13 protein-coding genes are annotated in these 14,462 nt (G+C 66.5%); all 13 read right to left on the bottom strand.

Going from position 1 to position 14,462, the window contains the following annotated elements:
- Window positions 1-31 precede the first annotated feature (31 nt).
- The 13 genes from csrA to ftsH all read right to left on the bottom strand — a co-directional run bounded on the left by csrA (window position 32) and on the right by ftsH (window position 14,452).
- Complete coding sequence (csrA, locus tag AC5QAH_RS10410) at window positions 32-235, bottom strand: carbon storage regulator CsrA (RefSeq protein ID WP_004152909.1); 204 nt, start codon at window positions 233-235, stop codon at window positions 32-34.
- Between the two features lie 147 nt (window positions 236-382).
- Window positions 383-3,031 carry an alanine--tRNA ligase gene (alaS, locus tag AC5QAH_RS10405; RefSeq protein ID WP_159359999.1) on the bottom strand — a complete coding sequence of 883 codons (2,649 nt, stop codon included), beginning with the start codon at window positions 3,029-3,031 and terminating at the stop codon, window positions 383-385.
- A 110-nt stretch (window positions 3,032-3,141) separates the two neighbouring features.
- Window positions 3,142-3,633 (bottom strand): recombination regulator RecX, encoded by a 492-nt coding sequence (recX, locus tag AC5QAH_RS10400; RefSeq protein WP_010484253.1) that lies wholly within the window; start codon window positions 3,631-3,633, stop codon window positions 3,142-3,144.
- Between the two features lie 110 nt (window positions 3,634-3,743).
- Window positions 3,744-4,781: a recombinase RecA gene (recA, locus tag AC5QAH_RS10395; RefSeq protein ID WP_010484252.1), complete on the bottom strand. Its 1,038-nt coding sequence runs from the start codon at window positions 4,779-4,781 to the stop codon at window positions 3,744-3,746.
- A gap of 204 nt (window positions 4,782-4,985) precedes the next feature.
- Window positions 4,986-5,621 carry a transcriptional repressor LexA gene (gene lexA, locus AC5QAH_RS10390; protein ID WP_010484251.1) on the bottom strand — a complete coding sequence of 212 codons (636 nt, stop codon included), beginning with the start codon at window positions 5,619-5,621 and terminating at the stop codon, window positions 4,986-4,988.
- Window positions 5,622-5,786: 165 nt separating this feature from the next.
- Window positions 5,787-7,469: a 2-polyprenylphenol 6-hydroxylase gene (ubiB, locus tag AC5QAH_RS10385; RefSeq protein WP_029550825.1), complete on the bottom strand. Its 1,683-nt coding sequence runs from the start codon at window positions 7,467-7,469 to the stop codon at window positions 5,787-5,789.
- A 34-nt stretch (window positions 7,470-7,503) separates the two neighbouring features.
- Window positions 7,504-7,998, bottom strand: a complete 495-nt coding sequence (locus AC5QAH_RS10380; protein ID WP_005409020.1) for a CinA family protein — start codon at window positions 7,996-7,998, stop codon at window positions 7,504-7,506.
- 103 nt (window positions 7,999-8,101) lie between these two features.
- Entirely contained in the window at window positions 8,102-9,412 is a 1,311-nt protein-coding gene (hflX, locus tag AC5QAH_RS10375) for a ribosome rescue GTPase HflX (RefSeq protein ID WP_019338214.1), read from the bottom strand.
- Window positions 9,413-9,426: 14 nt separating this feature from the next.
- Window positions 9,427-9,702 carry an RNA chaperone Hfq gene (hfq, locus tag AC5QAH_RS10370; RefSeq protein ID WP_004152891.1) on the bottom strand — a complete coding sequence of 92 codons (276 nt, stop codon included), beginning with the start codon at window positions 9,700-9,702 and terminating at the stop codon, window positions 9,427-9,429.
- Window positions 9,703-9,798: 96 nt separating this feature from the next.
- Complete coding sequence (miaA, locus tag AC5QAH_RS10365) at window positions 9,799-10,752, bottom strand: tRNA (adenosine(37)-N6)-dimethylallyltransferase MiaA (protein ID WP_049412635.1); 954 nt, start codon at window positions 10,750-10,752, stop codon at window positions 9,799-9,801.
- Window positions 10,752-11,648 (bottom strand): dihydropteroate synthase, encoded by an 897-nt coding sequence (folP, locus tag AC5QAH_RS10360; protein WP_010484246.1) that lies wholly within the window; start codon window positions 11,646-11,648, stop codon window positions 10,752-10,754. Before folP ends, miaA begins: the two co-directional genes overlap by 1 nt.
- Before the next feature lie 581 nt (window positions 11,649-12,229).
- The gene (locus AC5QAH_RS10355) at window positions 12,230-12,415 is read right to left on the bottom strand and encodes a hypothetical protein (RefSeq protein WP_049455330.1); all 186 of its coding nucleotides are present in this window, start codon (window positions 12,413-12,415) and stop codon (window positions 12,230-12,232) included.
- Between the two features lie 102 nt (window positions 12,416-12,517).
- Entirely contained in the window at window positions 12,518-14,452 is a 1,935-nt protein-coding gene (gene ftsH / locus AC5QAH_RS10350; protein WP_010485966.1) for an ATP-dependent zinc metalloprotease FtsH, read from the bottom strand.
- Between the last annotated feature and the right edge of the window lie 10 nt (window positions 14,453-14,462).

The following is a 14,462-nucleotide window of genomic DNA, read 5'->3' as shown; positions in this document are numbered from 1 at the left end:
CATAACGTTAATCGAGTGCGAAGGTAAAGCGTTATTCGGCAGAATTTTCGCTACCGGTGCCACCGGCTTCATCACCACGCTGGATGCGCTGATAGATCTCTTCGCGATGCACAGCGACGTCCTTCGGCGCGGTGATGCCGATACGCACCTGGTTACCCTTGACGCCAAGCACGGTGACGCTCACCGAGTCACCGATCATCAGGGTTTCGCCGACGCGGCGAGTCAGGATCAACATTTTTGTAAGTCTCCATGGAACCGTGTGGAAGGGTATCCCCCACCGGCTTGACGCTCCGTCAAGAAGCGCTACCACGACAAAGGGAAAAGATTCGCAATGGTACCGTCAGCCGTCCCGCTCCTACAAGGAGGGGGACGGCCAGGTTCATCACAGGCGGGGGCTGACCCATTCGACGACTGCAGCCAGCGCAGTGGCAAGGGCGGGCCCGTCCTCGCCACCACCCTGGGCGAGGTCCGGGCGTCCGCCGCCCTTGCCCCCGATCTGACTGGCGATATGGGACAACAGTTCCCCGGCCTTGACCTTGCCCATTGCACTGCCGTTCACGCCCGCAACCAGGGCAGCCTTGCCGTCCTGGGCACCGGCCAGCACGATCACCGCATCGCCCAGCTGCTGCTTCAGGCGATCCATGGCGTCACGCAGGGCCTTGGCATCGAAGCCCTCCAGGCGGGCAGCCAGCACCTTCACGCCGGCAACCTCGACAGCCTGGCCGGACAGGTCGGCCGTGGCACCGGCGGCGACCTTGGCCTTCACGGCCTCCAGCTCGCGCTCCAGCAGCTTCTGGCGCTGGCCAAGGGCACGGATCTTCTCGACCACGTCGGCAGCGCTGCCACCGAGCAGGTCGGCGGCCTCGGCCAGGCGGGCCTCTTCGGCGTCCACGTAGTCCAGGGCGCCCTGGCCGGTGACCGCTTCGATACGGCGCACGCCAGCCGAGACACCGCCCTCGGAGGTGATCTTGAACAGGCCGATGTCGCCGGTGCGGTTGACGTGGGTACCGCCGCACAGCTCGGTGGAGTAGTCACCCATCTTCAGCACGCGCACGTGCTCACCGTACTTTTCGCCGAACAGGGCCATGGCGCCGAAGTCCAGCGCTTCCTGCATGCCCATGTTGTGCACTTCGGCAGCGTTGTTCGCGCGCACCTGCTGGTTGACCTTGCGCTCGATCACAGCCAGCTCTTCCGCGCTGATCGGCTGGAAGTGCGAGAAGTCGAAACGCAGGCGGTCCGGAGCGACCAGCGAGCCCTTCTGCTGCACGTGGGTGCCCAGCACTTCGCGCAGGGCGGCATGCAGCAGATGGGTGGCCGAGTGGTTGAGGATGGTGGCGCCGCGGCGCTCGCCATCGACCTGGCCGGACAGCACGTCGCCGACCTTCAGGCCGCCGTCGGACAGGGTGCCGACGTGGCCATGGAACTGGCCGGCGAACTTCTGGGTATCGTCCACCGCCAGGCGCACTCCGTTGCCGGTCAGCACGCCGGTGTCGCCGACCTGGCCACCGGATTCGGCGTAGAACGGGGTCTGGTCGGTGATCACGATGACTGCGTCACCGGCATCGGCCGACTGCACCGGACGACCGTCCTTCAGCACGGCCAGCACGGTCAGGCCGTCGGCCTGCAGGCGGTCGTAGCCGAGGAACCGGGTCGGGCTCAGGGTCGCCACCAGCTCGGCCGGCAGGGTCACGCCGCCACCGAACTTGCCGGCCGCACGTGCGGTTTCGCGCTGCTGTTCCATCGCAGCATCGAAGCCGGCGATGTCGACGGTCAGGTCGCGCTCGCGGGCGATGTCCTGGGTCAGGTCGAGCGGGAAGCCATAGGTGTCGTACAGGCGGAAGGCGTCAACGCCCGGGATCACGCCATTGCTGGCCTTGCCCGCGACGTCTTCGAAGATCTTCATGCCGGCGTCGAGGGTTTCAGCGAAACGCTCCTCCTCGGCCTGCAACGCACGGGTGACGGTGTCAACCGCTGCCGGCAGTTCCGGATAGGCCTCGCCCATCTGCTCGACCAGGGTCGGCACCAGCTTGCTGAAGAACGGCTGGCGCACACCCAGCATCCAGCCATGGCGCAGGGCGCGGCGGATGATACGGCGCAGCACATAGCCACGGCCTTCGTTGGAAGGCAGCACGCCATCGACGATCAGGAACGAACAGGCACGGATGTGATCGGCGATCACACGCAGCGACTTGTTTTCCAGGTCGGCGGTGCCGGTCAGCTCGGAGGCCTTACGGATCAGGGCCTGGAACAGGTCGATCTCGTAATTGGTGTGCACGTGCTGCAGGATCGCCGCCAGGCGCTCCAGGCCCATGCCGGTATCCACGCACGGCGCCGGCAGCGGCACCAGGGTACCGTCGGGCTGGCGGTCGAACTGCATGAACACCAGGTTCCAGATCTCGATGAAACGGTCGCCGTCCTCATCCGGGGATCCCGGGGGACCACCGGCGATATGGTCGCCGTGGTCGTAGAAGATCTCGGTGCACGGGCCGCACGGGCCGGTGTCGGCCATCTGCCAGAAGTTGTCCGAAGCGAACGGCGCGCCCTTGTTGTCACCGATGCGCACGATGCGCGCTTCCGGAATGCCGACCATGTCGCGCCACAGTTCGTAGGCTTCGTCATCGGTCTGGTAGACGGTGACCAGCAGGCGCTCGGTCGGCAGCTTCCAGACCTGGGTCAGCAGTTCCCAGGCCCAGGCGATCGCGTCCTTCTTGAAGTAGTCGCCGAAGGACCAGTTACCCAGCATTTCGAAGAAGGTGTGGTGGCGTGCGGTGTAGCCGACCTGGTCGAGGTCGTTGTGCTTGCCGCCGGCGCGCAGGCAGCGCTGGACGTCGGCCGCGCGCACATAGCTGCGCTTCTCCGCACCAAGGAACACGTCCTTGAACTGCACCATGCCGGAGTTGGTGAACAGCAGGGTCGGATCATTGCCCGGCACCAGCGGCGCCGACGGCACGATGGTGTGGCCTTTGCCCTTGAAGAATTCAAGGAAGTCGCTGCGGATCTGGGAAGTCGTGAATTTGGCGGATGCGTTCATTGGGGGGCTGGCAGTCTGCGGGCCGGCGGGCCCGGACCACCGGCCGCATTGGCCAGGGTCGCGAGGGACCGCCGAAAACCTAAAGGGTATCAGGCCCGGCGCCGCCAGTCTCAGTCATCCGGGTCGTAGCGGGTCGCGCGGCGGATGCTGTCGCCGTCGAAGCCGCGTCGGGCCAGCAGATCGGCGGCCTTGCGCCGCTGCGTCAGGTCCTGCGGGCCGGCCTCGCCAAAGCGTCGGCGGACCAGGTCACGGGCGTTTTCCTGCCAGTCGCCTTCGTAGCTGTCCATCGCCGCGGCAATCGCGGCACTGTCCAGGCCGTGGGTCCCCAGCTCGGCGCGGACATGGATCGGCCCATAGCCGGTGTTGGCACGCATCCGCACCAGATTCTCGGCAAAACGGGTGTCGTCCTGCCAGCCGGCCTCGGTGAGCTTGGCGACAGCCGCCTGCGCCGCATCGTCTTCGATGCCGCGTGCGGTCAGCTTGCGGGTGAGTTCCTTGCGCGAGTGCTCGCGGCGTACCAGCAGGCCCAGAGCCCGTTGCACGGGGGTCTGCTCACGCGGCCGGCGTTTGCGACCGGTGGGAATGTCGTCGGCGTCGGACATGCGTACTCCAAGGGTGGCGCCATCCGTGGCGCCCAGCCCATCCCTGGGCGATTCGAACCTGCGGGACAGGGCGACGTCACTGACGGCGCCGCCCTGCCCCACAGCAAGCTTTACTCGTCGTCGCCTTCGTCGTCGCCTTCCTCACGGCTGGCTTCGGTCGGCTGGAACTTCTCGCGCAGCTCGGCTTCGAGCTTCGCAGCAACTGTCGGGTTGTCGCGCAGGTAACCGCGGGCGTTGTCCTTGCCTTGGCCGATGCGTTCTTCGCCGTAGCTGTACCAGGCACCGGCCTTCTCGACCAGCTTGGCATCCACACCCATGTCGATCAGCTCGCCCTCGCGGCTGATGCCCTCGCCGTACAGGATCTCGGTGATGACCTGCTTGAACGGAGGCGCCAGCTTGTTCTTGACGACCTTGATCTTGGTCTGGTTGCCGATGATCTCGTCGCCCTTCTTGATCGCGCCGATACGGCGGATGTCCAGGCGCACCGAGGCATAGAACTTCAGCGCGTTGCCGCCGGTGGTGGTTTCCGGGCTCTGGCCCGGCATCATCACACCGATCTTCATGCGCAGCTGGTTGATGAAGACCACGAGGGTGTTGGAGCGCTTGATGTTGCCGGTCAGCTTGCGCAGCGCCTGGCTCATCAGGCGGGCCTGCAGGCCCGGCAGCTGATCGCCCATCTCGCCTTCGATTTCGGCCTTCGGGGTCAGTGCGGCGACCGAGTCGATCACCAGGATATCGACCGAGCCCGAGCGGACCAGCATGTCGGCGATTTCCAGCGCCTGCTCACCGGTATCCGGCTGCGACAGCAGCAGGTCGTCCACGTTCACGCCCAGCTTGGCGGCGTAGATCGGGTCCAGCGCGTGCTCGGCGTCGATGAAGGCCGCGGTGCCGCCCATCTTCTGGCATTCGGCGATGGCCTGCAGGGTCAGCGTGGTCTTGCCCGAGGATTCCGGCCCGTAGATCTCGACGACACGGCCCTTCGGCAGACCGCCGATGCCCAGTGCGATGTCGAGCATCAGCGAACCGGTCGGGATGGCTTCGACGGGCTCGACCACGCGGTCGCCCATGCGCATCACCGAGCCCTTGCCGAACTGCTTTTCGATCTGGCCCAGAGCTGCAGCGAGGGCGCGCTTCTTGTTCTCGTCCATCGGTTGGGTCCTTGCAGAGGTCGTGTCGTTGGAGGTGCTGTCTTTGGGGGTCTTCTTTGCCATGGGCTCACTTTAAGTCGGACGTATCGCACAGGCTGAGATTCTGCCCGGCGCTCTGAAAAGAATTATCGGACATCCGTACCAACCTCAGTGGAACCAGAGAATCGCCACAAAAGACCGCGGGGTAATGCGCTATGGAACGGGTCAACGGTTGGGTCGCAACAGGCCGCAATAGAGGCCTTCGATCGAGAAGTCCTGGTCCGGCTGCACCTCGATCGGCTTGTAGTCGGGGTTGCGCGGCAGCAGGCGGATACGATCCTTGGCGATCTTCAGCAGCTTGACGGTGATCTCGTCATCGATGCGGGCCACCACGATCTGCCCGGAATGGGCGTCGCGGGTGCGGTGCACGCCGATCAGGTCACCGTCGAAGATGCCCTCGTCGATCATCGAATCGCCCTGCACCTTCAGCAGGTAGTCCGGCGCTGGCGAGAAGAACACCCGGTCCAGCACCACGAAATCGTCCGAGCCGATATCGGCGCCGATCGGCAGGCCCGCCGCAACCCGGCCGAGCACCGGCAGGCGCAGCACGCTGTCGGGCAGGCCTGGCTCGGCCAGTTTCTCGACCGGCGGCGCCTGCACCAGCCGGATGCCGCGGGCCTGACCCGGGATGCGACGGATCGCACCGGCCTGCTCCAGGGCCTCCAGGTGGTACTGGGCCGCGCGCACGCCCTTGAAGCCGAACGCACGTGCGATTTCAGTCTGCGACGGCGGTGCGCCTTCGCTCTCGATACGCTCGGCGATCAACTGCAGGATCGCCTGCTGGGTGTCGGTCAGGTCCATGATTAGTAGTATTACTACTAACTCACAGGACTGCAAGTGCCGGAGACGACACGGCGACATCTGTAGTACCGAGCCGTGCTCGGCAATGTGGTGAATGTCTGGGCTGACCTGGGCAAGAGCAGCCGAGCATGGCTCGGCTCTACAGGAATCGCTGCGGCAAGCACACTAGTTGTGCTTGCCGCTTCTCCAGATCGAGAACAGGATCCACACACCGCAGAAGCCGGCGCCGATGAAGCCGCAGACCCCCAACGCCAGCAGCCAGCGGCTGGAGACGCCACCGACGCTGTGCATCACGATCGACGAGCCGATGATCAGCGCAGCAGTGACGATGCCCATCACCAGCCGGTTCGCGGCCCGGTTCACCTGTTCGCCAAAGCCCTGCAGTGCGGTGGTTTCCACCTTCAGCTGCAGGCGCCCACGGCGCGCTGCCTGTACCAGCTTGCGCAGGTCGCGCGGTAGTTCGCCGGCGAAGTCGACCAGGCCCAGCAGGCTGCGTCGGCCACGCTTGAGCAGCGCCGTGGGGGCATAGCGCTGCAGCACCACCCGCTCCAGGAACGGGCGCGCGGCGCTGGCCATGTCGAAATCCGGGTCCAGCTGCCGCCCCATCCCTTCCAGGGTCAGGAACGCCTTGATCATCAACGCCAGGTCAGCCGGCAGGGTCAGGCTGTAGCTGCGCAGCAGCTGGGTGATGTCGCCCAGCATCAGGCCGATGCGCAGGTCCTTCAGCGGCACGCCACGGTACTGGTCGACGAACTGGCTGATGTCGTGCTGCAGCCGGTTCTCGTCCACCTCGACACCGCCGGCCCAGTCCAGCAGCACGTCGGCCACGCCCTGCGGGTCCTGCTCGACCAGCCCGTGCAGCAGCTGAGCCACCTGGAAACGCCGCACTTCCGACAAGGCGCCGACCATGCCGAAATCGATCACGCCGATGCGGCCGTCACGCAGGTAGATGATGTTGCCCGGGTGCGGGTCGGCATGGAAGCTGCCGTCCTCCAGCACCATCTTCAACACGATGTCGGCACCGCGTCGCGCCAGTTCGCGGCGGTCCAGCCCAGCCGCATCGACACCGGCCAGGTCACGCCCTGGAATGCCGTCGACGAAGTCCTGCACGTTGAGGCTTTCGCAGGTCCACTGCCAGTGCACGCGGGGAATCAGGATGTCATCACGACCATTGAAGTTGCGCGCGATGCGCTCGGCATTGCGGCATTCGGCGGCGAAATCCAACTCGCGGCGCAGCGACACGGTGAACTGCTGCACGACTTCGGCCGGGCGGTAACGTCGCAGATCCGGCAGTCGGGCCTCGACGATCTCGGCCAGGCGGGCCAGCAACCGCAGGTCGGCCTCGACCACATCGCGGATGCCGGGGCGCCGCACCTTCAGCACCACCTCGCGACCGTCATGCAGGCGCGCACGATGGGCCTGCGCCAGCGAGGCGGCCGCCATCGGGGTTTCGTCGAGGAACGCGAACACGTCCTGCGGAGACGCACCAAGATCGGCTTCGAGCTGCTCGCGGATGTCCGCATACGGCAGCGCAGGTACCGCGTTCTGCAGTTCGGACAGCTCGGCGATCCATTCCGGTGGCAGCAGGTCGACGCGCGTCGCCAGCACCTGGCCGAGCTTGACGAAGGTCGGGCCGAGATCCTGCATCGCGCTGCGCACGCGCACCGGTGCGGTCATCCGCAGCAGCTCCTGGCGGTCCTCGTTCCAGTGCAGCAGGCGCCCTGCCCGCTCCAGCGTGGTGGCCAGGCCGATGCGCCGCACCACGTCGCCGAAGCCATAGCGGATCAGGACAACGGCGATTTCCTGCAGTCGGCCCAGGTCACGGACCGTGCCCAGCGTTTCCCACATCATGCGTGCTCCGGACGATTACCGGAGCAGCATGTCACAGCTGGGCGTCGATACCGCGCAATGCCGCCGCCACGGTTTGTCGGCGGATGGCTTCGCGGTCGCCATCGAACTGGAACAGCTCGGCGCGGGCGTAGCCGCCACGGCGCTTCCAGCCGATCCAGACGCTACCGACCGGCTTGTCCGGGCTGCCGCCGCCGGGGCCGGCGATCCCGGTCACCGCGACGGCGATACCGGCGCCGGAGTTGACCAGGGCACCGGACACCATTTCCAGCACGGTTTCGCGGCTGACCGCGCCGAACTGCTCCAGGGTCTGCGCGCGTACGCCCAGCAGGCGCTGCTTGGCCTCGTAGCTGTAGACCACCATGCCGCAGTCGAAGAACGCCGAGGAACCGGCAATGTCGGTCATGCACTTGGCGATCCAGCCACCACTGCAGCTTTCAGCGGTCACCAGCTGCAGCGAGGCCTGCTGCAGGCGCTGCCCGAGCGCGGCGGACTGGGCATTGAGATCGGCGTCGGTGGGAATGGACATCGGCATGACGGTGGGGTGAAGAGCCTGCACGTTGTACCGCAGATGACAGGCTGATGTCGCGCGCCGCCGCGATAGCAGTCGCCGAGCATGGCCCGGCGCTGCCTCACCACTCCGGCAGCTTCTCCGGCAGCAGCGCCCGGATCGGTGCGCCGTCGGCACTGGCGGCCAGCTTTTCGGCTTCGGCGATCGGCAGGTCGACCTGCAGCAGCCAGCCTTCCTCGTCGGCCTGCTCACTGCGGATCACTTCCAGCTGGTGCAGGCGCGCGCGCAGGCGGCCCGCATCCGGCGGCAGGCGCAGTTCGCCGGTGACGTGCTGCAGTCCCAGGCGCTTGCCCAGCACCGCCTGCAGCAGGTCCAGGCCCTGCCCGTCACGCGCGGAAATCCACACCCGCTCGCGGCGCGACTCGTCCGGGATACCGTCCTGGCCGTCGTGACGGACGTCGGCGCCTTCAATGCGGTCGATCTTGTTGAACACCAGCAACTGCGGCAGATCACCGGCACCGACTGCGGTCAGTACCTCGTCCACCTGGGCGATGCGCTCCTCGCGGTGCGGATCGGCGGCGTCGACCACGTGCAGCAGGAAATCGGCCTCGCGTGCCTCCGACAGCGTCGAGCGGAAGGCGGCAACCAGGTCATGCGGCAGGTCACGGACGAAACCGACAGTGTCGGCCAGCACCACGTTGCCACCGGGCACCGCGATGCGGCGCACGGTCGGGTCCAGCGTGGCGAACAGCTGGTCGGCGGCATAGGCCTCGGCGCCGGTCATGGCGTTGAACAGGGTCGACTTGCCAGCGTTGGTGTAGCCCACCAGGGCCACGCGCGGCAGCTCGCTGCGCACACGCGCACGGCGCATCTGGGTACGCTGCACCTCGACCTTTTCCAGGCGCTTCTGCAGCTGCTCGACCCGCTTCTGCAGCAGGCGCCGGTCGGTTTCCAACTGGGTTTCACCCGGGCCGCGCAGGCCGATCGAACCGCCGCGCTGGCGCTCCAGGTGGGTCCAGCCGCGCACCAGCCGCGTGGCCAGGTGACGCAGCTGCGCCAGCTCGACCTGCAGCTTGCCCTCGTGGCTGTGCGCACGCTGGGCAAAGATGTCCAGGATCAGGCCGGTACGGTCGATCACCCGGCGCTCCAGGAACCGTTCCAGGTTGCGCTCCTGGCCCGGGCTCAACGCATGGTTGACCAGGACCAGGTCGGCACCACTGGCGTCGGCCGCCGCCTTGATCTCGTCCAGCTTGCCGCTGCCGATCAGGGTCGACGGATTCGGACGGTCCAGGCGCGCGGTGATCGTCGCGGCAATGCTGGCCCCAGCCGAGCGGGCCAGATCACCGAATTCTTCCAGCACATCGTCTTCCAGCTTGCCGAAATGGGGCTGGATCAACAGGGCGTGTTCGCCCTTCTTCGAGCGGTCAAACATTCACCGCTCCGGTATTACTCGTCTGCTTCATCACCTGCCTGACCACCTTCACCCGACTGCACGTAACCACCGCCCGGACCGACCTTCACGTTGCGTGCCGGAACGACCGTGGAAATGGCGTGCTTGTAGACCATCTGACTGACCGTGTTGCGCAGCAGGACCACGAACTGGTCGAACGACTCGATTGTGCCCTGCAGCTTGATGCCGTTGACCAGGTACACCGAAACCGGCACGCGTTCGCGCCGCAGTGCGTTCAAGAAAGGATCCTGCAGCGATTGCCCCTTGGACATTGCACACTCCTGATTATTGTTCTTATTGGGTTGCCGACGGTTGCCACGGCCCCCGAGCCGCCCGCCGACCGATGATGTTACACGGCTGGCGGGGGTTCAGCGTGCGACGAAGGTCGACACCGCGCCGGCCAGGCGCTCCCTGTCCATATGGGGGTCGAACCAGCGCGCATCAAGCTCGCCACGCAGCCAGGTCAGCTGGCGCTTGGCCAGCTGGCGGGTGGCGAAGATCGCCTTGTCACGGAAACGGGCGGCATCGCCCTCGCCGTCGAGGTATTCCCAGGCTTGGCGATAGCCGACCGCACGCACCGCCGGCAGGTCCAGCGGCGCCGTCACGGCGGCCATTTCCGGCATTGCACGCAGTGCCCGCACCTCGTCCAGGAAGCCCTGCGCCAGCATGGCGTCGAAGCGGGCCTCGATGCGCTGGTGCAGGACGGCGCGGTCACGCGGGGCCAGGATCAGTTTGAGGGTGCGTACCGGCAACGGCGCCACGCCCGGCCGACGCTGCCATTCGGTGATGGGGGTACCGGTCAGGCGGTAGACTTCCAGCGCCCGCTGGATGCGTTGCGGGTCGGTGGCATGGATGCGCGCGGCCGCTGCCGGATCGACCTCGGCCAGCTCCGCATGCAGTGCCGCCCAACCACGCTCGGCCGCCTCGGCGCTGAGCGCCTCGCGCATTACCGGGTCAGCCTCCGGCATCGGCGACAGGCCCTGCAGCAGGGCCCGGAAGTACAGCCCCGTACCACCTGCCAGGATCGGCGTTTTGCCACGCGCCACGATGTCGGCCACGACCCGGCTGGCATCGGCCGCGAACTCGGCCGCCGAATAGGTCTGCCACGGATCGCGCAGGTCCAGCAGATGATGCGGCGCCTGCGCACGCTCGGCGGCGTCGGGCTTGGCCGAACCAATATCCAGATACCGGTAGACCAGCGCCGAATCGACGCTGACGATCTCGCCGTCCAGTTGCCGCGCCAGGGCGATCGCCGTGGCGGTCTTGCCACTGGCAGTCGGCCCCATCACGGCGATCGCCAGCGGCCGCCGGTCGATGCCCATCAGTCTTCGTCCGGCCAGCGGATCGACGGCGTGGCATCGGCACGCGGCGTCGGCACGGCGTCGACGGCCTGCCAGATCTTCAGCGCATCGACGGTCGCCGCCACGTCATGCACGCGCACGATTCGCGCACCGCGCTGGACCGCGATCAGATGCGCCGCCACCGAGGCAGCCACCCGTTCGGATGGCGTGTCGCGGCCGGTCAGTTCGCCCAGGCTGCGTTTGCGCGACAGGCCAGCCAACATCGGCACGCCCAGTTCCAGGAAGCGTTCCGAGCGCGCCAGCAGGGTCATGTTGTGGGCAGTGGTTTTGCCGAAACCGAAACCGAGATCGATCAACAGGTTCTTCTTCGCAATGCCCGCCATCTCGGCAGCGAACAGGCGCTGGACCAGGAAGCCGTGCACCTCGGCGACCACGTCGTCGTAATGTGGATCGGCCTGCATGTGGCCTGGCTCGCCCTGCATGTGCATCAGCACCACCGGCACGCCGGTTGCAGCGGCGGCGTCCAGCGCCCCGTCCTGACGCAGGCCGAAGATGTCGTTGATCATGCCGGCGCCAGCGGCCACCGCCGCGCGCATCACCTCCGGCTTGAAGGTGTCGATGCTGATCGGCACCTGGGTGCGGGCGGCCAGCTGCTCGATCACCGGAATCACCCGGCGCAGCTCATCCTCGATCGACACCGGCGCAGCGCCCGGGCGGGTCGATTCGCCGCCGATGTCGAGCAGGTCGGCGCCCTCCTCGACCAGCTTCAGACCGTGGGCGACGGCCGCCTCGGTGGTGTCGTGCGCGCCGCCATCGGAGAACGAGTCCGGGGTGACGTTGACGATGCCCATGACCTGGGCACGGTCGAGGCGCAGGATGCGGCCGGCGCAGTCGAGCTGGGGCGAGGTATCGAACATGGGCAATCCTGCTGGGACAACGAAAGGTAGTTTAGTTCGGCAGGGCGGCGCCCTGCACCCGCAGAGGCCAGAGCGACAGCAACAGCCGGAGCAACAGCGGGTTCACTGAAGAATGGCGGGGTGGGTCCGGTTGCGGGGGCCGCTGCAAGTACGTCCATGTAAGCTCGGTCGCCGCATCCATGCGGCTCACGCCCCCGCAACCGGACCCACCCCGCCTTCGACAGATTTCCGCGATCTGCAGTAGATCCACGCCATGCGTGGATGAATCTCCATCGGAATCGAATATTTCGAATTGGAATCGAAATTCATCCACGCATGGCGTGGATCCACCGTGTCGACCAAGGTCGACACCCACCAACAGCAGCAGAAATCTGTCAGAGGTGGGGCGGTGTCGGAGGGCGGGGTGTCAGCCGCATGGATGCGGCTGCCAAGCCCCCATGGACGGGTTCACGGCGTCCCCGCCCTCCGACACCGCCCCGCCAAACCACGGAATGTTGCTGTTGCTGTTGCTGTTGCTGCTGAGGTTGCCGGCCAGCGGCCGGCACTACCGCGGGTGCAGGGCGCAGCCCTGCCGATACCCCTCAACGGCGGCGGCGCTTGCGATCCACGTACAGGGTCTTGGCGATGCTCAGCACGATGCCAACGGCGATACCCACCCCACAGCCCAGCAGCAGGTTGTCTGCGCCAAGGCCCACACCCACGCCGACCACGGTGGCGATGACCATTTCGACGGTGTGGGAAATCGGTTCGGGCTTCGGGGCGGACATGCGGGCTCCAGCGTCAGATCGGTTCTTCAGGATGGGCCGATGGCCCATAAACAACGAAGCCGGGTTACCCCGGCCTCGTCTCGTGTCACGTGCAGCGGGCCGTCAGTGCGATTCGGCCGGGCCTGCGATCGGCGGCAGCGGACGGGCGTCGCCGCCCTTGTCGTTGCCACCATCCTTGTTCGACTTGTTCCAGCCGGCCGGCGGCGGCGGATCGCGGCCCTCCATGATGGCGTCGATCTGCGGCGCGTCGATGGTCTCGTACTGCAGCAGCAGCTGCGACATCGCGTGCAGCTTGTCCAGGTTGGCCGTCATCAGCTCGGTGGTGCGTGCGTAAGCCTCGTCGAGGATGTTGCGCACTTCCTCGTCGATGCGGCGCGCGGTGTCGTTGGACACGCTCTTGTGCTGGGTGACCGAGCGCCCCAGGAACACCTCGTCATCTTCTTCGCCATAGGCAATCGGGCCGAGCTGGTCGGACAGGCCCCACTTGGTGACCATGTTGCGAGCCATCTTGGTGGCGCGTTCGATGTCGTTGGAGGCGCCCGTGGTGACCTTGTCGGCACCGAAGATCAGCTCCTCCGCCACACGACCACCGTACAGCGAGCACAGCTGCGACTTGATCGCCACGCGGTTCATCGAATACTTGTCGCCTTCCGGCAGGTACATGGTCACACCCAGCGCACGGCCGCGCGGAATGATGGTGACCTTGTAGACCGGGTCGTGCTCGGGCACCAGGCGGCCGACGATGGCGTGACCGGCCTCGTGGTAGGCGGTGAGCGTCTTCTCTTCTTCGCTCATGGCCATCGAGCGGCGCTCGGCACCCATCAGGATCTTGTCGCGGGCACGGTCGAAGTGGTCCATGCGGACTTCCTTCTCGTTGCCACGCGCAGCGAACAGGGCGGCCTCGTTGCAGAGGTTGGCCAGGTCGGCGCCGGAGAAGCCCGGGGTACCGCGCGCGATCACCATCGGCTCGACATCGTCGGCCAGGGGCAGCTTGCGCATGTGGACCTTCAGGATGTGCTCGCGGCCCTTCACGTCCGGCAGGCCGACCACGACCTGGCGGTCGAAACGGCCCGGACGCAGCAGCGCCGGGTCCAGCACGTCCGGACGGTTGGTCGCGGCGATCACGATCACGCCTTCGCCGCCTTCAAACCCGTCCATCTCGACCAGCAGCTGGTTCAGGGTCTGCTCGCGCTCGTCGTGACCGCCGCCCAGGCCGGCGCCACGGTGGCGACCGACGGCGTCGATTTCGTCGATGAAGATGATGCACGGCGCGTGCTTCTTGGCCTGCTCGAACATGTCGCGCACGCGGCTGGCGCCGACGCCGACGAACATTTCAACGAAGTCCGAACCGGAGATCGAGAAGAACGGCACCTTGGCTTCGCCGGCGATGGCCTTGGCCAGCAGCGTCTTGCCGGTACCCGGCGGGCCCACCATCAGCACGCCGCGCGGAATCTTGCCGCCCAGCTTGGTGAACTTGGACGGGTCGCGCAGGAAGTCGACCAGTTCACCCACTTCTTCCTTGGCCTCGTCGCAGCCGGCGACGTCGGCGAAGGTGACCTTGATCTGGTCTTCGCCCTGCAGCTTGGCGCGCGACTTGCCGAAGGACATCGCGCCCTTGGCACCGCCGCCACCGCCCTGCATCTGGCGCATGATGAACAACCAGAAGCCGATGATCAGGATGACCGGCAGGAAATTCATCAGGATCGCGCCGAGGGAAATGCCGCTGGACGGCTCCTCCTGCACGATCTCCACGTTCTTGGTGCGCAGCACGTTGATCAGGTCACGATCGAACGGCGCGGTGATGGTGGACGACTGCCCACCGCGGGTGGTGTAGGTCAGCTGGCTGGTGCCGCCGCGCATGTCGCCGCCGAAGGCGACCTTCTGCACGTTGCCGCTGTCCACCTGGTCCAGGAACTGCGAATACGACGCGCCCTGCGCCCCGGCCCCGGAGGACTTGGGCGAGAAGCTCTGGAAGACCACCATCAGCACGACGGCGACGACCACCCATAGCAGGAGGTTCTTGGTCAAGTCGTTCATCCTCATTGGC

The organism is Stenotrophomonas sp. YJH_SMC_43 (assembly GCF_059372535.1).
The sequence above is the reverse complement of the archived record's forward strand: the minus strand, read 5'-3'. Positions and strand labels throughout refer to the sequence as shown.